The organism is Roseibium sp. MB-4, from assembly GCF_053005265.1.
Genome location: NZ_JBRKQB010000005.1, coordinates 73,978 through 97,163, shown reverse-complemented (window position 1 = coordinate 97,163; position 23,186 = coordinate 73,978). Strand labels below are relative to the sequence as shown.

General features: G+C 55.8%; 23 protein-coding genes. 10 read left to right on the top strand and 13 right to left on the bottom strand.

Annotated features, from left to right (window positions below):
• Window positions 1-160: 160 nt before the first annotated feature.
• Window positions 161-925, top strand: coding sequence for a sulfite exporter TauE/SafE family protein (locus ACVDG4_RS22895; RefSeq protein ID WP_133951391.1), 765 nt, complete (start codon window positions 161-163; stop codon window positions 923-925).
• A gap of 87 nt (window positions 926-1,012) precedes the next feature.
• Entirely contained in the window at window positions 1,013-2,644 is a 1,632-nt protein-coding gene (locus ACVDG4_RS22890) for an acyl-CoA synthetase (protein WP_447236799.1), read from the top strand.
• Window positions 2,645-2,714: 70 nt separating this feature from the next.
• Here the strand turns inward: ACVDG4_RS22890 and ACVDG4_RS22885 are convergent, their stop codons facing one another.
• Window positions 2,715-2,894 (bottom strand): YdcH family protein, encoded by a 180-nt coding sequence (locus ACVDG4_RS22885; protein WP_133951387.1) that lies wholly within the window; start codon window positions 2,892-2,894, stop codon window positions 2,715-2,717.
• A gap of 348 nt (window positions 2,895-3,242) precedes the next feature.
• Between ACVDG4_RS22885 and ACVDG4_RS22880 the strand changes: the two genes are divergently transcribed.
• The 3 genes from ACVDG4_RS22880 to ACVDG4_RS22870 all read left to right on the top strand — a co-directional run bounded on the left by ACVDG4_RS22880 (window position 3,243) and on the right by ACVDG4_RS22870 (window position 5,189).
• The gene (locus ACVDG4_RS22880; RefSeq protein ID WP_133951385.1) at window positions 3,243-3,440 is read left to right on the top strand and encodes a YdcH family protein; all 198 of its coding nucleotides are present in this window, start codon (window positions 3,243-3,245) and stop codon (window positions 3,438-3,440) included.
• A 135-nt stretch (window positions 3,441-3,575) separates the two neighbouring features.
• A complete protein-coding gene (gene purE / locus ACVDG4_RS22875) occupies window positions 3,576-4,070 on the top strand; it encodes a 5-(carboxyamino)imidazole ribonucleotide mutase (protein ID WP_409694391.1) in 495 nt (164 codons plus the stop codon).
• A 24-nt stretch (window positions 4,071-4,094) separates the two neighbouring features.
• A complete protein-coding gene (locus ACVDG4_RS22870) occupies window positions 4,095-5,189 on the top strand; it encodes a 5-(carboxyamino)imidazole ribonucleotide synthase (protein WP_447236798.1) in 1,095 nt (364 codons plus the stop codon).
• On the opposite strand, the gene ACVDG4_RS22865 is transcribed toward ACVDG4_RS22870, so the two are convergent.
• On the bottom strand, window positions 5,190-6,590 hold the full coding sequence (locus ACVDG4_RS22865; RefSeq protein ID WP_447236797.1) for an MATE family efflux transporter: 1,401 nt from the start codon (window positions 6,588-6,590) through the stop codon (window positions 5,190-5,192).
• A gap of 353 nt (window positions 6,591-6,943) precedes the next feature.
• Between ACVDG4_RS22865 and rpsU the strand changes: the two genes are divergently transcribed.
• The 3 genes from rpsU to ACVDG4_RS22850 all read left to right on the top strand — a co-directional run bounded on the left by rpsU (window position 6,944) and on the right by ACVDG4_RS22850 (window position 8,892).
• The gene (gene rpsU / locus ACVDG4_RS22860) at window positions 6,944-7,171 is read left to right on the top strand and encodes a 30S ribosomal protein S21 (RefSeq protein ID WP_008188883.1); all 228 of its coding nucleotides are present in this window, start codon (window positions 6,944-6,946) and stop codon (window positions 7,169-7,171) included.
• A 161-nt stretch (window positions 7,172-7,332) separates the two neighbouring features.
• Window positions 7,333-8,196, top strand: a complete 864-nt coding sequence (locus ACVDG4_RS22855) for a tetratricopeptide repeat protein (RefSeq protein WP_447236796.1) — start codon at window positions 7,333-7,335, stop codon at window positions 8,194-8,196.
• Between the two features lie 102 nt (window positions 8,197-8,298).
• The gene (locus ACVDG4_RS22850; protein WP_447236795.1) at window positions 8,299-8,892 is read left to right on the top strand and encodes an NAD(P)H-dependent oxidoreductase; all 594 of its coding nucleotides are present in this window, start codon (window positions 8,299-8,301) and stop codon (window positions 8,890-8,892) included.
• 13 nt (window positions 8,893-8,905) lie between these two features.
• Here ACVDG4_RS22850 and ACVDG4_RS22845 read toward each other — a convergent pair whose 3' ends face one another.
• From ACVDG4_RS22845 to ACVDG4_RS22810, 8 genes are all read right to left on the bottom strand, one after another.
• Window positions 8,906-9,577 carry a pseudouridine synthase gene (locus ACVDG4_RS22845; protein WP_447236794.1) on the bottom strand — a complete coding sequence of 224 codons (672 nt, stop codon included), beginning with the start codon at window positions 9,575-9,577 and terminating at the stop codon, window positions 8,906-8,908.
• An 82-nt stretch (window positions 9,578-9,659) separates the two neighbouring features.
• Complete coding sequence (locus ACVDG4_RS22840) at window positions 9,660-11,054, bottom strand: NAD(P)(+) transhydrogenase (Re/Si-specific) subunit beta (RefSeq protein ID WP_133951373.1); 1,395 nt, start codon at window positions 11,052-11,054, stop codon at window positions 9,660-9,662.
• Between the two features lie 12 nt (window positions 11,055-11,066).
• A complete protein-coding gene (locus ACVDG4_RS22835; protein ID WP_008188999.1) occupies window positions 11,067-11,537 on the bottom strand; it encodes a proton-translocating transhydrogenase family protein in 471 nt (156 codons plus the stop codon).
• Window positions 11,538-11,548: 11 nt separating this feature from the next.
• Entirely contained in the window at window positions 11,549-12,688 is a 1,140-nt protein-coding gene (locus ACVDG4_RS22830) for a Re/Si-specific NAD(P)(+) transhydrogenase subunit alpha (protein ID WP_209174833.1), read from the bottom strand.
• A gap of 61 nt (window positions 12,689-12,749) precedes the next feature.
• Window positions 12,750-13,031 carry an aa3-type cytochrome c oxidase subunit IV gene (locus ACVDG4_RS22825; protein ID WP_008190938.1) on the bottom strand — a complete coding sequence of 94 codons (282 nt, stop codon included), beginning with the start codon at window positions 13,029-13,031 and terminating at the stop codon, window positions 12,750-12,752.
• A 177-nt stretch (window positions 13,032-13,208) separates the two neighbouring features.
• Complete coding sequence (locus ACVDG4_RS22820) at window positions 13,209-14,588, bottom strand: ABC1 kinase family protein (protein WP_447236793.1); 1,380 nt, start codon at window positions 14,586-14,588, stop codon at window positions 13,209-13,211.
• A gap of 99 nt (window positions 14,589-14,687) precedes the next feature.
• Entirely contained in the window at window positions 14,688-15,602 is a 915-nt protein-coding gene (locus ACVDG4_RS22815; protein WP_447236792.1) for a heme-dependent oxidative N-demethylase family protein, read from the bottom strand.
• A 16-nt stretch (window positions 15,603-15,618) separates the two neighbouring features.
• A complete protein-coding gene (locus tag ACVDG4_RS22810; RefSeq protein WP_447236791.1) occupies window positions 15,619-17,445 on the bottom strand; it encodes a M3 family oligoendopeptidase in 1,827 nt (608 codons plus the stop codon).
• 189 nt (window positions 17,446-17,634) lie between these two features.
• On the opposite strand from ACVDG4_RS22810, the gene ACVDG4_RS22805 reads away from it, so the two are divergent.
• Together ACVDG4_RS22805 and ACVDG4_RS22800 are read left to right on the top strand one after the other, a co-directional pair.
• Window positions 17,635-19,197 carry a sigma-54-dependent transcriptional regulator gene (locus ACVDG4_RS22805; protein ID WP_447236790.1) on the top strand — a complete coding sequence of 521 codons (1,563 nt, stop codon included), beginning with the start codon at window positions 17,635-17,637 and terminating at the stop codon, window positions 19,195-19,197.
• 331 nt (window positions 19,198-19,528) lie between these two features.
• Window positions 19,529-21,241: a peptidoglycan L,D-endopeptidase MepK gene (locus ACVDG4_RS22800; protein ID WP_447236838.1), complete on the top strand. Its 1,713-nt coding sequence runs from the start codon at window positions 19,529-19,531 to the stop codon at window positions 21,239-21,241.
• Window positions 21,242-21,316: 75 nt separating this feature from the next.
• Here ACVDG4_RS22800 and ACVDG4_RS22795 read toward each other — a convergent pair whose 3' ends face one another.
• The 3 genes from ACVDG4_RS22795 to ACVDG4_RS22785 all read right to left on the bottom strand — a co-directional run bounded on the left by ACVDG4_RS22795 (window position 21,317) and on the right by ACVDG4_RS22785 (window position 22,868).
• Window positions 21,317-21,583, bottom strand: a complete 267-nt coding sequence (locus ACVDG4_RS22795) for a DUF2312 domain-containing protein (protein ID WP_133951361.1) — start codon at window positions 21,581-21,583, stop codon at window positions 21,317-21,319.
• 139 nt (window positions 21,584-21,722) lie between these two features.
• Complete coding sequence (locus ACVDG4_RS22790) at window positions 21,723-22,019, bottom strand: DUF1244 domain-containing protein (RefSeq protein ID WP_409694411.1); 297 nt, start codon at window positions 22,017-22,019, stop codon at window positions 21,723-21,725.
• Between the two features lie 39 nt (window positions 22,020-22,058).
• A complete protein-coding gene (locus ACVDG4_RS22785; protein ID WP_447236789.1) occupies window positions 22,059-22,868 on the bottom strand; it encodes an N-formylglutamate amidohydrolase in 810 nt (269 codons plus the stop codon).
• Window positions 22,869-23,186: the final 318 nt, after the last annotated feature.

The following is a 23,186-nucleotide window of genomic DNA, read 5'->3' as shown; positions in this document are numbered from 1 at the left end:
CTCCCAAACAGCAGCACTCATCGATTTTCGCGAGTGTGTTGCAAGTATGGTTTGAAAAGCAAGTGTCACTGACTTAGCAATTCGATGAGCGGACCTTTACGTAATCCCTCCGTCGTGCTTGTTTGCAGCGCCTTTTTCCACGTCATAACAGTGATTTTTGATGCTTCTCATCACCGACCCCTGGTTCTATGCAGCTGCTGTCCCTGCCGTCATCTGCGTCGGCTTGTCAAAGGGAGGGTTCGGTGGAACGTTCGCCATGCTTGGGGTTCCCATCATGTCGTTGGTGATTTCGCCGCTTCAGGCCGCCGGGATCATGTTGCCGATCCTGTTGGTGATGGATGCCGTTGCGTTGATGGCTTACAAAGGCAAAGCAGATTGGCGCAGCCTGGCTATTTTGCTTCCGGCAGCAATGGTCGGGATCGGCATCGGTTGGGGCACGGCTGCCTACGTGAATGATACATTCGTCACGCTGATGATCGGGGTGATCTCGCTGGCGTTTGTCGCCGACTATGTTTTCAAACGCAGAAAAGAGGCCGCAGCCCTTGGCCACAACATACCAAAAGGGTCTTTCTGGGGAGCAGTCGCCGGTTTTACCAGCTTCATCAGTCACACCGGTGGCCCGCCATTTCAGATGTATACGCTGCCTCTGAAACTCGCACCGATGTTGTTCGCCGGGACAGCGGTGATCTTCTTTGCCACCGTGAACGCGGTAAAGGTCATCCCATATTTCTTTCTCGGGCAATTTGATACGACGAACTTAACCACATCAGCGGTTCTGTTCCCGGTCGCACTGGTTGCTACGCTGGCCGGTGTGCGTCTTGTCCGCATCATCAAGGCGGAAACTTTTTACACCATCATCTATGTCGTCATGGGCCTAATCGGCGCAAAATTGACGTATGACGGGCTCGCCGGACTGCTTGCCTGATCGCAGTACCACAAACGCCCTTTGTTGCATTGCTCCCAAAGACTTTTCCGGCTTTGATACCGGGCAAAGACGATTGGGAGGAAAATCATGGACGCGACAGTTAGCCCCTTTGCCAAAGGACTGGACAAGACTGACGCTAACTATGCAGCGCTGAGCCCGCTAAGCTTCTTGGCGCGGGCCGCAGATGTGTTTCCAGATCACACCGCGATCATTCATGGCAAACAGCGGACAGATTATCGGACATTCTACAAGCGCTCGAAACAACTGGCATCCGCACTGAGCAAACACGGCATTGGTAAAGAAGACACAGTCAGCGTGATGCTATCGAATGTCCCGCCAATGCTTGAGGCTCACTATGGTGTGCCGATGACGAAAGCTGTCTTGCACTCCCTCAACACACGGCTTGATGCAGCGATCATCGCGTTCCAGCTCGATCACGCCAACTGCAAGGTGCTGATTACGGATCGCGAATATGCGCCCGTCATCAAGGAAGCGCTCGAACTGGCCACCGTCAAACCGACCGTGATCGATTATTCAGACCCCGAATTCCCGCAGGATGGCGAGCGTTTGGGGTCACTGGATTATGAGGACTTCCTTCAATCCGGAGACCCGGATTTCAGCTGGTCCCTTCCCGATGATGAATGGGATGCCATCACGCTGAACTACACGTCCGGCACCACAGGAAATCCCAAAGGTGTCGTGTACCACCACCGCGGCGCTTATCTGCTGGCCCAAGCAAACGTGATCACCGCTTCGATGGCCAAGCATCCTGTCTATCTTTGGACATTGCCCATGTTCCATTGCAATGGCTGGTGTTTTCCCTGGTCACTATCCGTTGTCGCCGGAACGCATGTGTGTTTGCGTTGGGTCCGGCCAAATGCCATGTGGGATCTGATCGCGGATGAAGGCGTGACACATTTGTGCGGTGCGCCGATTATCATGTCGACACTGCTCAATGCCGGCGACGACAAACGCGATTTGGACCGGGAGGTCGAGTTCTTCACCGCCGCAGCGCCCCCGCCGGAAAGCGTTCTGGCAGCAATGAAAACGGCCGGGTTCAACGTGACCCATCTCTATGGATTGACCGAGGTCTACGGCCCAGCGGTGGTCAATGACTGGAAGGGTGAATGGGATTCGCTGCCTCTTGAACAACAAGCTCAAAAGAAAGCGCGGCAGGGTGTTCGCTACGTTGCGCTCGAAGATCTGACAGTTCTCAACCCGGAGACCATGGAACCGGTTCCCGCCGATGGGCATACCATTGGAGAGGTAATGTTTCGCGGCAATGTCGTCATGAAAGGGTATCTGAAAAACCCGGAGGCGACCGATGAAGCCTTTAAGGGTGGCTGGTTCCATTCCGGCGATCTCGGTGTGATGCACCCGGACGGCTATATCCAATTGAAAGACCGGTCCAAGGACATCATTATTTCAGGCGGGGAAAACATCTCCTCCATTGAGGTTGAAGATGTCCTTTACAAACACCTGGATGTTCAGGCCGCGGCAGTCGTTGCCCGGCCGGACGAAAAATGGGGCGAGACCCCTTGCGCCTTCGTTGAGCTGAAACCAGGGTCAGATACAACGGAGACCGACCTGATGGCCTTTTGCAAAGAACATCTGGCAAGCTTCAAATCTCCGAAGACGATTGTCTTCTGCGACCTGCCTAAAACATCGACCGGTAAAATCCAGAAGTTTGCCCTCCGGGAGCAAGCCAAAGCCCTCTAAGAAGTTCATCTCCATGAATAAAAAACGCCGCGCAGATGGCGCGGCGTTGAATTTCCCAAAGTCCGTGCGATCAGTGGATCGTCACATCTTTTCGTATTCGCTCAATCTCATCCTTGATCTTGAGTTTTTGCCGTTTCATGTCAGCCAATTTCAGGGAGTCCGTACTCGGATGTAACAGAGCGTCTTCGATCTTGCGTTCCATTTCCGCATGGCGGCGCTCAAGTTCTGCGAGATGTGACTGCATTGACATGGATAAACCTCCTGTCTGTTGGCTCAACGAAAGCATCGTGCCACACATTTTCAGGCGTTGTCGATTGCAGATTCTGCATACCGGAACCATTTTGCCGTCGTAGAACGGGTTCTCGCCGCTATCCTTTAGAATTCCTAAATTCCGGCACATACTTAAGACACTAAAAACTATCGGTTTTTGATCATGACAGATTTGCCATCTCAGAAATTACGGCACACAGGAAAAAATGGTCCGAAGGGCCCGGGCCCAATCCTTCGGTGAATAAACAGCAAAAACTTATGCTGTCTTGCCCGTACACCCAAAAATAGACTAGGACTAGGAACCGGTTCTGGGGGATTGAAGGCACGAATGGATACTGAGGCTTTGCGGGTGGAGCTTGCGCAGCTCCGTCAGGAACACAGGGATCTCGACGTCGCCGTAGAGGCATTGGCGGCCACGTCCAATCACGACGCTCTTCAACTTCAGCGCTTGAAGAAAAAGAAACTGATGATCAAGGACCGGATCATGGTTTTGGAAGATCAGCTTCGCCCCGACATTATTGCATAATATCGACACGTCAGTGCCAAACAGCCCTGCTTGATAGAGCTCCCTGATGTTTCGTCTGCTTTGATGCTTGCGAAGCAGCGCTCCGTGCCTATACTCCGCGGCTCTTCCGGCCTCCCGCAACACTTGGAGTAGAGAATGGCGCAGGCAGACGTTGCAATTATTATGGGCAGTCAGTCCGACTGGCCGACCATGAAACACGCTGCCGACACGCTTGCCGAGCTTGGCATCTCCTTCGAAGCGCGCATTGTTTCCGCGCACCGGACGCCAGACCGCATGTATGAATTTGCCAAGGGCGCCAAGGCCGAAGGTTTCAAGGTTATCATCGCTGGCGCCGGCGGTGCGGCTCACCTGCCCGGCATGACTGCAGCTTTAACACCTCTGCCCGTTTTCGGTGTTCCGGTCGAAAGCCGCGCGCTTTCCGGGGAGGATAGCCTCCTGTCGATCGTACAGATGCCCGGCGGCATCCCGGTTGGCACATTGGCAATCGGCAAGGCCGGAGCGACCAACGCGGCATTGTTGGCAGGCGCGGTCCTGGCCCTCAACAATTCTGATATCGAAAAAGCTCTCGACACGTACCGGGCCGGGCGTACTGCCGCTGTCGCAGAGTTCCCGGTCGACGACACCAATTAATCACCAGACGCAGGATAGGCTGCCATGAGCGCTTCCATTCGCCTTCAACCCGGTGACACGATCGGAATTCTTGGCGGCGGCCAGTTGGGCCGCATGCTGGCCCAGTCGGCTGCCAGCATGGGCCTCAAAACACACATTTTCTGTCCTGACCAGAACAGCCCTGCGTTTGATGTCAGCGCGCAACACACGATCGCAGCTTATGAGGACACAGCTGCGCTGGAAGTATTTGCTGATGCCGTGTCCGTCGTAACCTACGAGTTTGAAAATGTCCCTGGGCCCACCGGGCAGCATCTTGTGGACAAGGTCCCGGTTCGCCCCGGTGTCCGTGCTCTTGAAGTTTCCCAGGATCGCCTGTTTGAGAAAGAGTTTCTGAAAAATTCAGGTGTGGCGATTGCTGACTTTGCAGAAATCACCTCGCAAGCGGATGTCGAAACAGCCGTTCAAAACTTTGGCGGCCAAGGCGTCTTGAAAACCCGGCGGTTCGGATATGACGGTAAAGGCCAGACCATGATCCGTTCGCCTGAGGACATTGGCGGTGCATTCGAACGGATCGGCAACGCTCCTGCGGTTCTAGAAGCCCTCATTGGCTTTGACTGTGAAGTCTCGGTGATCGTCGCACGAGACTTGGACGGCAACAGTGCAAGTTATGACATTGCCCGAAACCATCACGAAAACCACATTCTGAAGACATCAACGGTTCCGGCTGGCGTTTCTAAGCAAACGCTGACGGCAGCCCGGCAAATGGCCGAACGGATCGTTTCAAGTCTCGACTATGTTGGCGTGATGGGCGTTGAGATGTTCCTTGTTCGCAACGGCGATACCGAAAAGCTTTTGGTCAACGAGATCGCGCCGCGCGTTCACAATTCAGGTCATTGGACCCAGGACGCGTGTTTGACGTCCCAGTTTGATCAACACATTCGTGCAGTCGCCGGTTGGCCGCTTGGCCCTGTAGACCGTCATTCTGATGCCGTCATGGAAAACCTCATCGGCCGTGATGCCGAAGACTGGCATGGCATTCTCAAAGACCCGGCGGCTCAACTGCACCTTTATGGCAAGGCCGAAATCAGGGATGGCCGCAAGATGGGGCATGTGAACCGGATCTCTCCAAAGACCAGCTGATCAATTGCGCTGAAGCAGACCGAGTGTTTCCCGGCGGGCAAAGCGGACGTTGGACAATATCGCGACCGACAAGAGGCCGCCAGCAAGACCGCACCAGACCCCGACACCGCCCCAGCCGGCCAAAAATCCGAGGCCAAGCGAGAGGCTGATCCCGATGACCCAGTAGCCGAAGAGCGCATAAAAAAGCGGAATGGTGGTGTCTCCCAGACCACGCAGGTTGTTGACGCCGATGATCTGACCGCCGTCGGCCAGCTGAAAGAGTGCTGCAACCAGAATGAACGACACGCCGTAGGTGAGTACCTCTTGCGACTGTGGGTCGCTGAGATCCAGATAAAGTCCAACTAACGTCTCCGGCACGGTCCAGAACAGAACCGCGAACGCTCCCATAAAGGTCATCGTCACGCCGAGCGCCGTCCAACCGGCCCGGCCAACACCGTCCTTGTCCCCCCGTCCATCCGCCAGGCTCACCCGGGTCATCGCAGCAACAGACAAGCCAACGGGGACCATGAACGTCAGGGAGGCGATCTGTAACGCAATGCCATGACCGGCAAGCGGTATAGTGCCCAGCCATCCGATCATGATTGCAGATGCAGTGAACAATGATCCTTCAGCCACAATCGTGACCGCGATTGGCGTTCCCAACCGGACGATCTGGAAGAAAACGGGCCAGTCCGACCGCCAAATTCGGCCGAGGATGTGATACCGCCGCAACCTCGGATGATAGAGCGCGTAAAAGAGTAGAAACAGGAACGTTGTCGTTGCGCTGAAAACGGAGGCAATACCCGCACCTATCAGTTCCAAACGCGGAAAGCCGAACTCTCCAAAGATCAGAACATAATCAAGGGCCGCATTGACCAATGCTCCGGCAATCGTTGCCCACAGGACGACCTGTGTACGTTCCATCACGGTCAAGAAGCCGCGAACAGCCATGATCAGAAGCGCCGGCAACATGGTCCATTGCAAGACGCCCATGTAAATGCCGGCGAGCCGGGCAAGTTCCGGATCCTGACCGAAGAGCAGGAGCAATTCTTCAGTAAAAAAAAGAAGCACCCAGATCGGCAGGCAGTACAGAACCGAAACCCAAAACCCCATCCGGACCGCGCGGCGAAGATCCCGCGGTTGCCGCCGCCCCCGGGCACGGGCTGCGAGGGGAATCACCGCCTGAAGGAGTCCCATGCCGAAAAACCATAGCAGCATGTAAAAATTGAACGCCAACACCGACGCGGCCAGCTCTTCGGCGCCCAAACGGCCGATCATCAATACATCAGTTGTGTTTATAGCCATTTGCGCCAACTGCGCACCGGCCAAGGGCAACCCAAGCGAAAGGGTTGGCAGAATATCGCTCTGCCACAAGGATTGTTTTGTCGTCGAATCAGGAGCCCCTGCAGCGCGCTGCGCCATTCGTCACTCCAAAGTATGGGCGGGAATTTAAAAACCACCTCTACTCGTCTAACTCACCGGTGTCCACCACGTTTCCGCCCTTGCCGGAGCACTTGGAAATGACCAAATCACGGATTTGAGCCATTTCTTTTTCAAATCACTGTGGACTCAATCCCCGGCCTCTGGTAAACACCCGGCTCAAAGTGAGCGACGCGTCAGCGGCGATCCGGTTTCTGTACACTAGTGGATGCACTCTTGCGTTGACTGCATGTTGTTCAGAGCAGTCTCAAGATCGTTTGACGAAACCTCGCTTCAATCATGGTCTTAATTAGCTGCGGAATTGACCGTAGCGTATTAAAAACGGGAAAAAACGCGTGCAGGTTCTGGTTCGCGACAACAATGTCGATCAAGCGCTGAAGGCGCTCAAGAAAAAGATGCAGCGCGAAGGCATCTTCCGTGAAATGAAGCTTCGCGGTCACTTCGAAAAGCCGTCTGAGAAAAAAGCGCGTGAGAAAGCTGAAGCTATCCGCCGCGCTCGCAAGCTGGCTCGCAAGCGGGCTCAGCGCGAAGGTCTTCTGCCAGGCAAATCCGCTCGCCGCTAATACCGGCTTGAGCGTGCTGCTGGCAGCAAGCTTTCTGCAAACCATATCTGCCGAGAGGCCGGCCGTAAGATCGGTCGGCTTTTTGGCGTTTGTCGGGGATACCCGCTCCGCCGTGGATGGCAGCGGACTTAAGAGCCATATTACCGCCTAATTGGAGGCAGATGAACGGCATGTCCATTGGCTTGACTAAGATGAGTTCCATGCGCCGGATCAGGAAGTTTCTGCCACACGCCGCCCTTTTCGGGATGGCCACGCTCCTGGGGGCTTGCCAGGGCAGCGGGGTCTATCAAGGTGTGCCGGTCAACTCGTCTGCAGGGTCTTCGACGAACATCGCCTCGCTGACATCCGTGATTGAAGCCAACCCGTCTGACGCAAACGCATATAGCACACGCGGCATTGCCTACGGCCAGGCCGGAAAACTCGACAACGCGATCGAAGACTTCAATCGGGCCCTGCAGCTCAATCCGCAGTCTTTCCAGACGTATGCCAACCGGGCTTTGGTCTACCGCCGGATGGGCCAAAACGATCTGGCCATTTCCGACTACACGCGGGCGATCAACATCAAGCCGGACTATGACGTCGCTTATGTCGGCCGCGGGAACATCTACCGTCAGCAGGGCAACTTTACAGCGGCTTTGAACGACTTCAACTCCGTGATTTCACGAGACAGCAGTGATGCTCGAGCGTTCTATAACCGCGGGCTAATCTATCAGGCGCAGAACCAGAACCCGCGCGCCATCGAAGATTTCGCAACAGCGATCGGCCTTAACCCGAAAGCCAGCGCGCCTTACATTGCCCGCGGCATTTCCTATCTCGCTGTCAACGATCCGAATGCAGCGTTCTCTGACCTATCCATGGCGGTCAATCTGGACCGCGATTCGTCCGTTGCCTGGGCAAACCGTGGGCTTGCTTTGGAAATGCTTGATAAGCCCAAAGACGCGCGGCGCAATTTTACCCGCGCGATGACCCTCGACAATTCGAACCAGATAGCACGAGACGGGTTGCGCCGGGTGGGCGGCGCATAACCGGCCGACGCATCTTAGCTCCTTTCTGATTGACCGGTCTCAAGGCGATCAATTGCAGAAACAATAGAGTGCCACCGTCTCCAATAGAATTCGGAGCGGACAATGGCTATCGCAAAACGTATCGTGATTTTGGACGGGCACCCGGACCCAGCCCCCAACCATCTGTGCCACGCCCTCGCGGAGAGCTACCGAAGCGGCGCTGTCGAAGCTGGACACGATGCAACTTTGATTAGGATCGCCGATCTGGATTTCCCGATCCTGCAAACACCGTCCGACTTTCAAAAACAGCCAACACCAGTCCCTTTGCATCCGGCAAGAGACCTCCTCCTGGCTGCGGACCATGTTGTGCTGGTTTATCCCCTGTGGCTCGGCACGTTGCCCGCTTACACGAAAGCCTTCCTGGAACAGATATTCCATTACGACACCGCCTTTGAGCGCGGTGCGGATGACGCTTGGCCTAAAGGGAAAATGAAGGGAAAGTCAGCACGAATTGTCGTGACGATGGGGATGCCCTCGCTCTTCTACCGCCTGTGGTACCGGGCCCATAGTCTGAAAAGCCTAGAGCGTAACATCTTTCGCTTCATCGGATTTTCGCACGTCAGGTCAACGCTATTCGGAATGGTTGAAGCTGCAGACGACACCAAAATCTCGAGCTGGAAACGAAAAATGAGGACCCTCGGACGAAAAACTGCCTAGGGTATTTTGGAGTTCAAAACTCGCAGAAAGAGTCGAACGTGACACGCTCTCCGCCGGTGGGGTGATGCAAGGTCAGACTTTCTGCATGCAAGCGCAAACGCGGTGAAACTGAATGCGCATCGCCAGTTGCATAAAAGCGGTCGCCAACAATCGGATGACCGAGTGACAGCATGTGAACACGCAGCTGATGAGATCGGCCTGTAAACGGGAAAAGCCGAACACGCGTGGTCCGCTCGTTCCGCGCAATCACCTGCCATCTGGTCAAGGCTGGTTTGCCGTGTTCAAAGCTTACCATTTGCTTTGGGCGGTTCGGCCAGTCACAGATCAGCGGCAGATTGATCTCTCCGGCATCCTTCTCAATCTGACCCCAGACCTCTGCAACGTAGGTCTTTTCCGTTTTCCGCCGCTCAAACTGGAGACCAAGGTGTCGGTGAGCCTGAGGATTCATGGCCAGCACCATGACACCGGAGGTATCCATATCCAGCCGATGGACAATCCGCGCCTCTGCATAGGTTTGCTGCGCGCGGGCTTCGATGCAATCAGAATGCTCTGGGGCTTTACCTGGAACGCTGAGTAGTCCGCTTGGCTTATCGACCACCAAAAGATCTGCATCCACATGGAGAACGTGCAGGAACGGCTCTCTCGGCGGCTCGTAGACAAAAGAAGCTGGGGCGGATTGGTTCATGCCCGGCTTATAGCGGGTTTTGCCAAAAACAAAAGGCGCGGCAAGTGCCGCGCCTTTCAGAACCCAAACCAGGTGGAACCGATCAAAGTGCCTTGACGATTTCCTCGGTCATTTTCTTGGCATCGCCGAACAGCATCATCGTGCGGTCGTTGAAGAAGAGCTCGTTCTGAATGCCCGCATAACCGGAGGCCATGCCGCGCTTGACGAAGAGGACGGTGCCCGCCTTGTCAACATCCAGGATCGGCATGCCGTAAATCGGCGATTGCGGATCATCGCGAGCAGCCGGGTTGGTCACATCGTTCGCCCCGATCACGTAGACAACATCTGCCTGCGCAAACTCGGAGTTGATGTCCTCCAACTCGAACACTTCATCATACGGAACGTTCGCTTCCGCAAGGAGCACGTTCATATGACCTGGCATGCGGCCCGCGACAGGGTGGATGGCGTATTTGACTTCAACGCCCTCCTCCTTGAGCTGATCCGCCAACTCGCGCAGCGAGTGCTGCGCCTGAGCCACGGCCATACCGTACCCAGGAACAATGATCACCTTGGACGCGTTCTTCATGATGAAGGCTGCATCGTCCGCAGCACCCTGCTTGACAGGACGCTCTTCGCCGCCATCACCGCCGGCAGCAGCTGTTTCGCCGCCGAAGCCGCCAAGAATAACGGAGATGAACGACCGGTTCATGCCCTTACACATGATGTAGGACAGGATCGCACCTGAAGATCCGACCAACGCACCGGTGATGATCAGCGCCATGTTCGACACTGTGAAACCAATGCCGGCTGCGGCCCATCCGGAATAGGAGTTCAGCATGGACACCACCACTGGCATGTCCGCACCGCCGATCGGGATAATGATCAGGACACCGAAGATGAACGCTACGATCACCAAGGCCCAGAAGACCGTCATGCTTTCCGAGCCGACCAGAATGATCGTCAGAACCACCATTCCAACTGCCAGCGCGATGTTGATGGCATGGCGCATCGGCAGCATGATCGGCTTGCCGGACATGCGGCCGTCGAGCTTCAAGAAGGCGATCACCGAGCCGGTGAAGGTGATCGCACCGATTGCAGCGCCAATGGACGCTTCAACCATGGCCGAGGTGTAGATCTGACCCGGCGCGCCGATCCCGAATGCGCCGGGCGCATAGAGCGCACTGGCCGCAACGAACACCGCCGCAAGACCAACCAGCGAGTGAAAGGCTGCCACAAGCTGCGGCATGGCCGTCATCGGGATACGCTGCGCGATGTAGGCACCGAGGCCGCCACCGACACCGACACCGATCACGATCAGGAAGAACGATCCAGCGGTCAGGCCCGTTGCGAACAACGTTGTCAGAACCGCGATGGCCATCCCGACCATGCCGTAAGTGTTGCCCTGACGGGAGGTCTCAGGGCTGGACAGGCCGCGAAGGGCCATGATGAACAAGACTGCGGATATGAGGTAGAGAACCGCCGTAAGATTAGCTGACATGGGTTCGGCCTCCTATCGCTGCTTTTTCTTGTACATAGCGAGCATTCGGCTGGTCACAAGGAACCCGCCAAATATGTTCACGCTAGCAAGGACAAGGGCCAGGAACCCAAAGACCCGCGCCATGTAGGCGCCATCGCTTTGGGTCAGGTCAACACCAACTGCCAGCAACGCACCGACGACGATAACCGATGAAATCGCGTTGGTTACCGCCATAAGCGGCGTGTGCAGAGCCGGTGTCACCGACCAAACCACGTAATATCCGACAAAGATCGCCAGAACGAAGACAGAGAACAGAAACACAAACGGTTCGATTGCACTCGTTGATGCTGCTTGAACGGCAACATCGGCAGCTCCGCCTGCGATCTGGTCCACATAACTCTGAGCTGCCGTGGCAGCTTCCTGCGCATTGGACGCGGCTTCCCTGGCTGCTTCCGCGGCCGCTTCTGCGCGTTCCAAGGCTTCGGTTTGAGACAAGTCGCTCATCACTCTCCCCCTTAGCTTTCCGCAGGAGCGAAGGCGGGATGAACCACCTTGCCATCGCGGGTCAATACAGTCGCCTGCAGCAGCTCGTCCTCGAAATCAGGTTTCAAGGCCTTGGCTTCCTTGTCGATCATGGTCTCAAGGAATGCGATCAGATTCTTGGCGTAAAGGGCCGACGCGGACGCACCGATGCGGCCTGCCATGTTCAGGTGACCGACCACCTTCACGCCCGCGACCGTTGCTACCTTGCCAGGTTTGGCGCCTTCCACGTTACCGCCGCGCTCAACAGCAAGATCAACGACGACAGCGCCAGGACGCATGCTCTCTAGCATCGCCTTGCTGACCAGCTGCGGCGCCGGACGACCGGGGATCAACGCTGTGGTGATCACGATGTCCTGCTTGGCGATATGAGACGCAACGAGTTCAGCCTGCTTCTTCTGGTACTCTTCGGACATCTGCTTCGCATATCCGCCAGCAGTTTCCGCCTGCTTGAACTCTTCGTCTTCAACGGCAACAAACTTTGCGCCGAGGGATTCAACTTGTTCCTTGGCAGCTGGCCGCACGTCTGTTGCGGTGACGACCGCACCCAGGCGCCGCGCGGTCGCAATCGCCTGAAGACCAGCAACGCCAGCACCCATAACGAAGACACGCGCCGCGGGAACAGTTCCTGCTGCCGTCATCATCATCGGCATGGCGCGATCATATTCGGCCGCTCCTTCAACGACAGCCTGATAACCGGCCAGGTTGGCTTGGGAAGAAAGCACGTCCATGACCTGCGCACGAGTAATGCGCGGCATGAATTCCATTGCGAAGGCGGTGATACCGGCTTTCGCCATGGCCTCAACGTCCTTCTCGTTGCCGTAAGGATCCATCGACGCCAGAACGAGCGCGCCTTTCTTCATGGCTCCGAGCTCATCTGCGGAAGGGCGGCGGACTTTCAACACCACGTCAGCGTCGCCAACCGTTGATGCATAGTCAGCCGCGATTTCCGCGCCAGCGTCTTTGTAGTCCTGGTCGGGAATACGCGAAAGCTTGCCGGCGTCCTTCTCAACAACCACAGTTGCGCCGAAGCCGATCAGCTTTTTGATCGTGTCAGGCGTGGCGGACACACGTGTTTCAACCGCGTCGGTTTCGCGCGGTACAGCAATTTTCATATACCCCTCCCCAGGATTTGCGGCCCCGGGATCCGGGGCCAGAGCGTATGTCAGGTAAGGCTTAGACCAGCAGGATGCACAGAACGCCGGTCAGAGCAAATACGACTGTTGGCGGGACCCATCCCTTTTCGCCCAGCGCCATGCCGATGCCAGAGGCCACAAGCGTCGCGATGAGCATCAACCAACCGAAGACAACAGCAGAGGTGCCACCGAAGGCAAACAGGATCAGGCAAAGAACAATGTTCAAAACCGCGACGGTGCCGATCTTAGAGAAGTTGATGAACCCCTCGTAAGTACTCTCGTGCGTTTCGTAGTCCATTGCCGGTGCAGTTTCGTCAGACATAAAGTCCCCCAAATAAATTCCTCATTCAGTGGTCTTCCTTACAATAAACCCTTGCCACTCGGCAATCTTTTGCATTGCAAATTCGAAGGAAGCATAGCAGCAATTCCGTTTACGTAAACGAGATATATATCCGACTTTCGAGTTAAACCTGCAGGCTAAAGGTGATAGGGATCACGCCTAAGCAGCCCGTCCAGGCTCAAGAAGGCCCGCAGCCTCAAGCGCAGTTTCCTGCCGATTGCGAACTGTACTCGCTTCAAATCCGTCAATTTGCTCATTGAACAGTTGAAAGAAATTCAACTCTGCCCGCAGGTGCAAAAAGACACCACCCAGGCCGATTGCGGCCCTGTCCATGAAAACGAACTCCTGCGGCACTGTGACAGGGCCGAGTTCTTTCAGCGCAGAGTGCACCCTGAACGCTTCCTTCCGGCCGTATTCAGCCGCCGAAACGCCATCTGCGATCGATCGGACACGATCGGTCAGAAGCGGACCGTAAATAAAGCGGGCCCAGATGTTCAGGACCTCAATGACTTCCTTCTTCAGGTTTTGAAATCCCCAGCGTTCGTATGCGGCAACCACACGGTCATTATCCTCTTCCAAAAGCCCTTTGTAGAGTTCAACAACGCCTTCGACAAAAGCTTCAGGGAAGACCCGGATGCAGCCATAGTCCAGAAGGTTGATCCCGGAGGGCACGCCCTCTTCCTCAAACACCGTGTAATTGCCCAAATGTGGATCACCATGGATCACACCGTAATGGCTGAAAGGATGCCACCATGCGTGAAACATGGTCTTTGCCAACCGATTTCGATCCTCTTGATCATGCTCTTTGAAATCAAGTAATGGCCGCCCGTGCAGCCAGTTCATCGTCAAGAGCCGCTTAGTCGACAGATCCGGTACGACGTCGGGAACACGGATATGCGGCGCATCCTCGAGGATCTGCTTATATAGCCCGATGTGCCCGGCCTCGCGGCCATAGTCGAGCTCCTCGCGAACGCGAGCACTGATTTCTTTCGCTATCTCGCTGGTATCAATTGCCGGCTTCATACGCCGGTGTAGTGAAAACAGCATTTGCAGTTGCTTGAGATCAGCCTCCACTGCGGATGCCATATCTGGATACTGAAGTTTACAGGCCAGAACACGGCCGTCGTGTCCAGCAGCGCGATGCACTTGGCCAAGCGATGCGGCCGCAGCCGGTTCGCGCTCAAAACTTTCAAAACGTTTTTCCCAGCCAGCACCAAGCTCAGCCCGCATGCGCCGTTTGACAAATGCCCATCCCATAGGGGGCGCACTGGCCTGGAGCTTGGCAAGTTCGGTAGTGTATTCCGGCGGCAGTGCATCGGGAATCGTAGATAGAAGTTGCGCCACCTTCATCAGCGGACCTTTGAGCCCTCCCAAGGCAGCAGCCAGCTCGGAAGCGTTCTTCCCATTGTCGAGATCCATGCCCAGCAGTTTCGCGCCGGCAACTTTGGCAGCAATGCCGCCAACGTTCGTGCCCACACGTGCATATCGGCCCATACGTGCGCTGAAGCGGTTGCTTTCCCGATCCTTGTCCTGAGGCATGTGCCCAGATGCTCCTTACCGAACGAAACGTTTCTATTGACCGGTACATATAAAATTGCCCGCCAACTTCCAGTCCAGAGGCTCAGAAACGACGATCTGTCACATCACTCCAGCTTCAGAAGTGGAGAGTTCGGACAGCGCGCGCGCCAGTTCATCCCGCGCACTGGCCAAACCTTTGTATTGCAGCTGGTCCGGATCCAGCGCCATCAACTGCGTTCTGAGTTGCCCGGCCAACTGCCCCCGCTCTGGATGTCCTTCCAATGCGCGCAACGGATCATGATGGATTTTGATCGTGAAGATAATGTCCCCACTTCCCGGCAAACGGCGCAGCGTTTGCCGTTCAACTCTCAGGAAGAGGCGCGACAGGGCCGGCTCGCCATCCCGCATATCGATGCGATGGGGCTTTGGATTGTAGAGCTCATCATCCGGGTAAATCGACCAGTTGAAGCGGCACACACATTGACCCACCTTCAGGTTCTCGAAGAGGCGAGCGACCATTATGCCCATGCGCGCGCCGTTAAAACCCGGAACCGTCTTGTGAATTGCGCTCATGGATTTCGAGAACTTCTCGGCCAATGACCAGGAAGACGGAAAACTCAGGCTGGCCGCCGCCAACCTGTAGCCGTCTGGCCCCGGACGCATCAGAACCAAGTCTTCTTGGACAAGGCGTGCGGCTGTCAAAAGAGCTGGCTCGTTGGAAAGGTCGACGACCGCCCCCCGATCCGCAATCACCACACGACCAGCCTCAAACTTGTGGGTCTTGCCGTGATACTGCTTCAGGTTTTCAACGATAAGCGAAAGCACTTCCCGCTGCGCCTCTTCCGTACCGTCCTCAGCGCGGAAAACAGCATCACGGCGCTCGGATACCAAGCGGTCCTTTTCAGCGAGATGCGGAACAAGGAAAGCATCCGGCTCGAGCCATTCCCTTTCGTCGATCGGCTTTAGACCGACCGTGAATGGATGGCTGGAGCCATCATATGGAGTATGCTGAAACCGGAAATCTTCCTTGGACATCAAAGCAGACCGTTGCTCAGGCCTGATCCAGAGTTTCCAGCTCATCGATCAAACGTTCGATGACGGACAGACCTTTTTTCCAGAAATCAGGATCGGTTGCATCGAGACCAAATGGCTTCAACAGTTCGGAATGATGCTTGGTGCCTCCAGCTTTCAGGAGGTCGAAATACTTCTCCTGGAACCCAGTTTCAGCTTCCTCGTAAACCGCATAAAGCGAGTTCACGAGGCAATCCCCGAAGGCGTAGGCATAAACGTAGAAGGGTGAATGGATGAAATGAGGGATGTAGGTCCAGAAAGTCTCATAGCCGTCATTGAGCTTAATCGCAGGACCAAGGCTCTCCCCCTGCACCGACAACCAGAGTTCTCCGATCTTGTCCGCGGTCAGCTCACCATTGCGCCGTTCCGTGTGAACCTTCCGCTCAAAAGTGTAAAACGCGATTTGCCGGACGACCGTGTTGATCATGTCCTCTGCCTTAGAGGCGAGCATGACTTTTTTGGTTTTGGGGTTTTCCGCTTTCGCAAGGAGAGATTTGAAAGTCAGCATCTCTCCGAACACACTCGCGGTTTCAGCAAGTGTCAGAGGGGTCGGCGCCATGAGCGGACCATTCGGACCGGCCAGCACCTGGTGAACGCCATGGCCGAGTTCATGAGCAAGGGTCATGACATCCCGAACTTTGCCCTGGTAATTGACCAGAACGTACGGATGCGCGCTTGGTACTGTTGGATGGGCAAAGGCGCCTGGCGCCTTGCCGGACCGCGCCGGCGCATCAATCCACCCCTTGTCGAAGAACCGGCTCGCGATCTCCGCCATGTCCGGCGAGAATGTGTTGTAGGCAGAAAGCACGGTGTCCTTGGCTTCAGACCAAGGAATAACCCGCGTATCGGCATCGGGAAGCGGAGCGTTTCGGTCCCAGGTGTTGAGTTGATCAACGCCAAGCCACTTTGCCTTGAGTTTGTAGTACCGGTGCGAAAGCCGCGGATAGGCCTCCCGGACTGCGGATACCATTGCGTCGACAACTTCACGCTCGACACGATTGGCCAGGTGCCGGCTATCGGCAATATCGGAGAAGTTCCGCCACCGGTCGGAAATCTCCTTGTCCTTGGCCAAGGTGTTTGTGATCAGTGCGAAGGTGCTGAGATTCTTGGAAAACGTCTCGGTGAGCGCCTTTGACGCTTCTTCCCGCTTTTCAGGTGAAGGGTCGGTCAACAAATTGAGGGTCTGCTCGACCGGCAGCTCTTCGCCTGCAACATTGAAGGTCAACCGCGCCATTGTTTCATCGAACAGGCGGTTCCAGGCACTGCTGCCGGTGACCGACTTTTCATGAAAAAGCTGCTCGACCCGGTCTTCCAGCTGGTACGGCTTGTCCTTTCGAAGGTCTTCGATCCAGGGCCGGTAATGGGAGAGATGTGCATCCTCCAACGCGGCATCGACCACAGCATCCTCGATCCGGTTCAGTTCCAGGCTGAAAAAAAGCAAATGCGAGCTTGCCGTCGTGATTTGCTCTTGAACATCGCCATAGAACTTTTGCGCAGCCGCGTCTGTTGTGTTGCCTGCATAGACCAATCCGGCAAAAGAGATCAGGCGGCCCATAAGGTCTTCCAGATCTTCATATGCGCGGATGGCTGTCACCAAAGCCGCAACATTGTTTGCCGCCAAATCAGCAAGCCGTCCCTTGTAGGACGCCTCGAATGTTTTTGCGCGATCGAGCGCTTCTTTCAGATCAGAGGTGACTTTGGGTGCGTCGACGGACGGATAGAGGTCCGTGAGATCCCAAACGGGGAGATCGCCAAGCTCTGCTGTTCCTGAGGCGGCAGGCGCAAAATTTGGGCTCGAAAAGGGCATTTCATACTCCGAAAAACGGCGGAACGATTGGTTGCTCCGATGGGATACTTAGAGAATTTGTAGGCCCTAGCCACCTGTAGCTGCAATCGAAAAACAGCATCTTTTTTCAATTGGGCTGGAGAATTTGTTTACCGCTTTACGACCAGAATGGCCCGAAACGAGACACCTTGACGAGTTCGAAGGCACCTGATGCAAGCACTCAGCGGCAAAATTCTCATTGTTGACGACGATCCAATTCAGCGCCGGCTCCTGCAGGAAGCCGTGCACAAATTTGGTTACAGATCCAAAACTGCCGAAAACGGCGCGGAAGCTGTGCGGATCATGACCGGACCTGAAGCCAGCGAAATCGATCTGATCATCCTCGATATGGTGATGCCGGAACTTGACGGTCTCGGCGTGCTGGAGCGCCTGCGCTCAGACAAGATTTCCACCCCCGTGATCGTTCAAACAGCTCATGGCGGCATCGACACGGTTGTTTCGGTCATGAATGCCGGTGCACAGGACTTTGCAGTAAAGCCGGTCGCGCCTGAGCGGCTGAATGTCTCGATCCGAAACCTCCTTAAAACGTCCGCCCTGGAAGGTGAAATCACCCGGATCCAGAAGAAGGCTTCCGGGACCCTGACCTTTGCCGACATCATCACCCATTCGCCGGCAATGGAGAGGGTGATTAATCTGGGCAAGCGGGCTGCTGCCTCCAACATTCCCATCCTAATCGAAGGCGAGAGCGGTGTTGGCAAGGAAATGATCGCAAGTGCGATCCAAGGATCCAGTGACCGCAAGTCAAAACCGTTGATCACGGTCAACTGCGGTGCCATCCCCGACAATTTGGTCGAATCAATCCTTTTCGGCCACGAGAAAGGCGCTTTTACGGGCGCGGTCGACAAGCATGTCGGCAAATTCCAGGAAGCACATGGCGGCACCCTTTTTCTAGATGAAGTGGGTGAATTGCCACAAGATGTGCAGGTCAAGCTGCTCCGCGCCATACAGGAAAACGAGATTGATCCGATCGGGTCCCGCCGGCCGGTCAAAGTGGATTTCAGACTCATCTCTGCAACGAATCGCAGGCTCATTGACCAAGTCAAAGACGGCGCGTTCCGTGAAGATCTTTATTACCGCCTGAACGTTTTCCCCATTTGGATCCCGCCATTGCGAGACCGCCGGGAAGACATCCCAGCGCTCGTACGGCATTTCCTAGCACGCTTTGCGGCTGAAGAAGGCAAGCCCCAGGTGTCTGGTGTTGCTCAAGACGCATTGGCCATGCTGCAGGAGTACACTTGGCCCGGCAACATTCGGCAGTTGCAGAACACCGTCTTCCGGGCCGTTGTCTTGTGTGATGGCGCTCAACTGACCATCGACGATTTTCCGCAAGTTGCAGCCGCAATCGAGCACCCTGGCAGCCAGTCCGGCGTTGTCCACCCAAGCGCTTCAGCCCCATTTGCCGCAGTTCCGCAAGACCCCGCTGCTAGTGCGCCGCCGCCACCTGCCCACCAAGGTGCGCAGACAGCAACGACCACCTCAACACCGGCCGGATTTGAAGGCTCAGCACCCTTTGGCTTCATGCGGAACCTCGACCCGGAAGGACATGTCAGAAAACTGACTGATATTGAGGAAGAGCTGATCAGGGCCGCCATCAAACACTATTCTGGGCGTATGACAGAAGTTGCCAAGCGGCTGGGCATTGGCCGCTCCACCCTCTATCGCAAGCTCAAAGAATACGGTTTGGACGATGGTGGCACGGATGCAGCTGCCTAATTTCCGGACACTTTAAGGCGCCCACTCGGCTTTGGCCGATTTTTGGACACATTCGGGCGGTAGGGGATGCCCTTGGGTTATTGCGCGCAATCCGTTGCCGATAACCGCCCAACAAGTTGCAATTTTACCACGATTTCTGCAGAACTGAGATTAGGGTAAAAACTTCTTAACCTGCGGCATGTAAAACTCGGGTTCTGCTGGGGAGCACGGGATGGGTGCAAGCCACCACAAAACGGCGGGATAGAAATTGCGTAAACGGTCTGTTGGTTTCGACGCCGTCGCCTGGATGAAACGCGCCGCGATTTCAGCGGCAGCGATTGTGGCGTTTGCCATGACATTTGCAGGCACGGTTCAAGCAGAAACCAGAACCTTGAAACTATACAACACGCATACCAAAGAGCGTGTTTCGATCACTTTCAAGAAGAACGGCCGGTATATTCCGTCCGGTCTGCGGGAAGCCAATCGGTTTCTGCGCGACTGGCGGCGCAACGAAATCACAAAAATTGATCCAGAACTGCTCGACCTTGTTTGGGAAGTCTACCAAAAGGTACGAGCCAGAGATTACATTCACGTTGTATCCAGCTACCGGTCGCCTGCAACGAACAACATGTTGCGCAAGCGCTCCAAGGGCGTTGCCAGAAACAGCCAGCACACGCTCGGCAAAGCCATGGATTTCTATATTCCAGGCGTGAACATCAGAAAGCTGCGTGAAACCGGCTTGCGCAAGCAAGTTGGCGGCGTCGGGTATTATCCGCGTTCGGGATCGCCATTTGTCCATCTGGATACAGGAAGCGTTCGCCATTGGCCGAAGATGAGCCGGTCGCAGCTTGCGCGGGTTTTCCCGAACGGCAAGACTTTGCATATCCCTTCCGACGGCAAGCCGATGAAGGGCTACAAGATCGCCCTTGCAGAATCCAAATCAGGCCGGCGGAGCTCAACACGGCCGACCATTGTCGCATCAAACGACACGTCTGCCGCGCGGAACATCAATGATCGGGATCAAGGCGCACGGACGCTTACGACCCGGAACCAGAGTGTCCGTAGCACGCCGGCACCAACACCTCCGGCAAATGTTACACGCGAAGCGCCTGAGGGCGGTGGTAATTTGTTTGCGAGCCTGTTTGGTGGCGGCGAGCGCACTGGAAACTCCGATGCAACCCGGCCCGGCGCGGTTGGCGGTCGCCAGACGGCATCACAGGCTGAGACAGTCTCTCCGGTCATAGCCAATCCTCCTGTGCCTACTCGCAAGATCGTAGACACGCCTGAGGAGGCTCCCGTCATTGCAGTGGCAAGTGCAGCTCCAGAGTTAAAGCCAATCGACGAACAGCCGGTTCAAATTGCAAGCGCGGCATCTTTTCCTACACCCGCGCCCAATACACTCGATGGTCAGCGGGCAGCTTTGAATGCCGGCCAGCCTTCAGCTGCAAGCGAACCGCTCGACGCACGGTTCCAGATTGCAAGGGCGCCGGCACAAAAGCCGGCAGCGAGCCTCCAAGCAGCTGCACAAGCCGCAGCTGAGAGAATTGGTGACTCTGAGGGAACAACGGTTGACGATCCGGTGGCGGCCATTGCTGCTGCAACAGGAACTGCAATCCCGTCACCAGCCCCTGCCCCCCGCTCAGATACCACACTTGCCTATGCATCGGCGGCACCGACACCGCCCGAGTTGACACGGTCACTGCGGCCTGGCACCGCCACGAACCAACAAGCTGCAGCGCCACGTCCAACGGCTGCACCGGCAGCGGCCGCCACGCGGCCATCGGTATCCGGGCGCATTCCGAAAGACCAGATTGTTGATCCGCTTGCCGGATTCGCGAGCCTTCCGGACCGGTCCGAACCACTTCTGCTTACTGGCGCAGGCACAGCCCGCCACCAGACATTTGCGTGGCTAAGCCATCCCAATCAACGGCAACTAAACAATGTCATGAAGCCGGGCAACAGGTTCGTGGCTGCAAGCTTCCAGCAAGATCCTTATGGAAATCTGCGCACCGACCGATTTGACGGACCCGCTATCGTGGTGCTGCCTGTCCGGTTTGCCAGATAGCGACATTTCAGAACGCAGTGACATCAAAAAAAACGCCGGGACAACTGCCCGGCGTTTCCATTTTCGGTAATCAGCTCAGCCCTCGGAAGGCCCAGGCCCTGCCATGCCGAGCGCATGCAGGTAGAGGTCGAGCACAGCTTCCTCTTCCTCGCGCTCATGCGGCTGCTTCTTGCGAAGAGAGACAACCTTGCGCAGGATTTTGACGTCGTAGCCATTGCCCTTGGCTTCGGCGTAAACGTCCTTGATGTCATCCGAGATGACCTTCTTTTCTTCTTCCAGACGTTCAATACGTTCAATAAAGGCGCGCAGCTGGTCTGCGGCCACTCCACCCGGATCGGACATTCGAGTGTTTCTCCTTGGCTAGTTGTGTTCTTCTTCTGCGTTCACGTCACGGATGGTGTCACAACACCAGTCCGCGGTAATTCCGGCCGGTGCCGTGCCAGACTTCAAGAGGCACGTCAAGCGGACCAGACCAAAGCCCTCAATGCTCAGGCTTGTTTTTGTCAAAAGCGGCTTTCTGCTCAGCTGTGGCCTCGGTTTGATACTTTGCCTTCCAGTCACCGTAGGGCATGCCGTAAACGATCTCGCGAGCTGCGTCCTTGCCCAGGTTCATGTCCTTTTCGGCAGCCGCATCCGCATACCAATTGGACAGGCAATTGCGGCAAAAGCCTGCAAGGTTCATCATGTCAATGTTCTGAACATCGGTCCGGCCACGCAGGTGCTCGACTAACCGACGGAAAACGGCAGCCTCCAGCTCAATTTTCGTTTGATCATCCATCAACTCATCTCCCTCAAGTCTGCTCCTGAAACCGAGCGGTCATTTGTTGTCACATCGCGAAACATAGTGCCGAACCTGACGGCATTCCGATGATTGTGCGAGTTCTTTCAGTATAGGCTCCAACCGATCGGCCCACTCCAACGCCCCCCGGGTATCTCCGATCAGGTCTTGCCGGATCTCCAGAAGAGCCTGAGACAGGCCCCGCTTGGTTGCGTGCCGATACATCGTGTCGTTTTCAAGGGCACCGTCGTAAGGCTCGTTGTCTCCGACAACCAGATCGGCTTGTGCCCTCAAACCTGCCAGCATGGGATCGACAGCGCGCGGGTCGCTGTCCCAGAGCACCGTTACGTGCCAAGGTCTCGGGACGCCCCGCCAGATTGGCGTGAAACTATGGATCGATATGATCACAGGCGCCAACGCAACCGCCATCATCCGATCCAGCGTTGCATCGATCAGGTCATGATACGGCTTGTGAAAAAGATCAATCCGCCGCCGCCTCTCGGTCACATCAACTGTCGCATTTCCAGGGACAACGGCACCGTCTGACAAGCGCATGATCAGGGTTGGGTCATCTTCGCCCCGATTAGGATCAATCAACAGTCTTGAGAATGTCGACAAGCAAGCCGGAGCATTGAGACGCCTGGCCAGCTCCAACGTGACCGCCCGAGCTCCGATATCATAGCCGATGTGCCGCTCAAACTGAGCGGCAGGGACCCCAAGATCACCATACTCATCCGGGACCGTATTCCGCGCATGGTCACACAAGAGCAGGATGCCTGCGGTCTCGTCACCATGAACATATTCATACGGCTGAAAAGACGTGTCCGGCATTGGGACAGGATCGGTCATCGTGGTCTTCTTGATTTCTAATGCGGCTGTGGAGGCAGGGCGCCAGATTTACGACAAAGGCTCAGCGGAACCAAGCCCAATTCCACTGACAGCCGCTTATATGGGCCCGAATCGTGAAAAATCAGTCCGCTAGATGATCGCAGCTGCCAGCAATCAACAACCTAGGTTTTTGATGTGGATGAAAGTGTTTGGTTACCCTTTTTTGACGGCTAACGGCTACCCACAGAGGTACGGTCATGTTCCCGCCCCAATTATAACTTCATAGGGTAGCTTGGTTTCATCTGGGTGGGCCCGAGAGATGGAAGCGATGGATGTCAA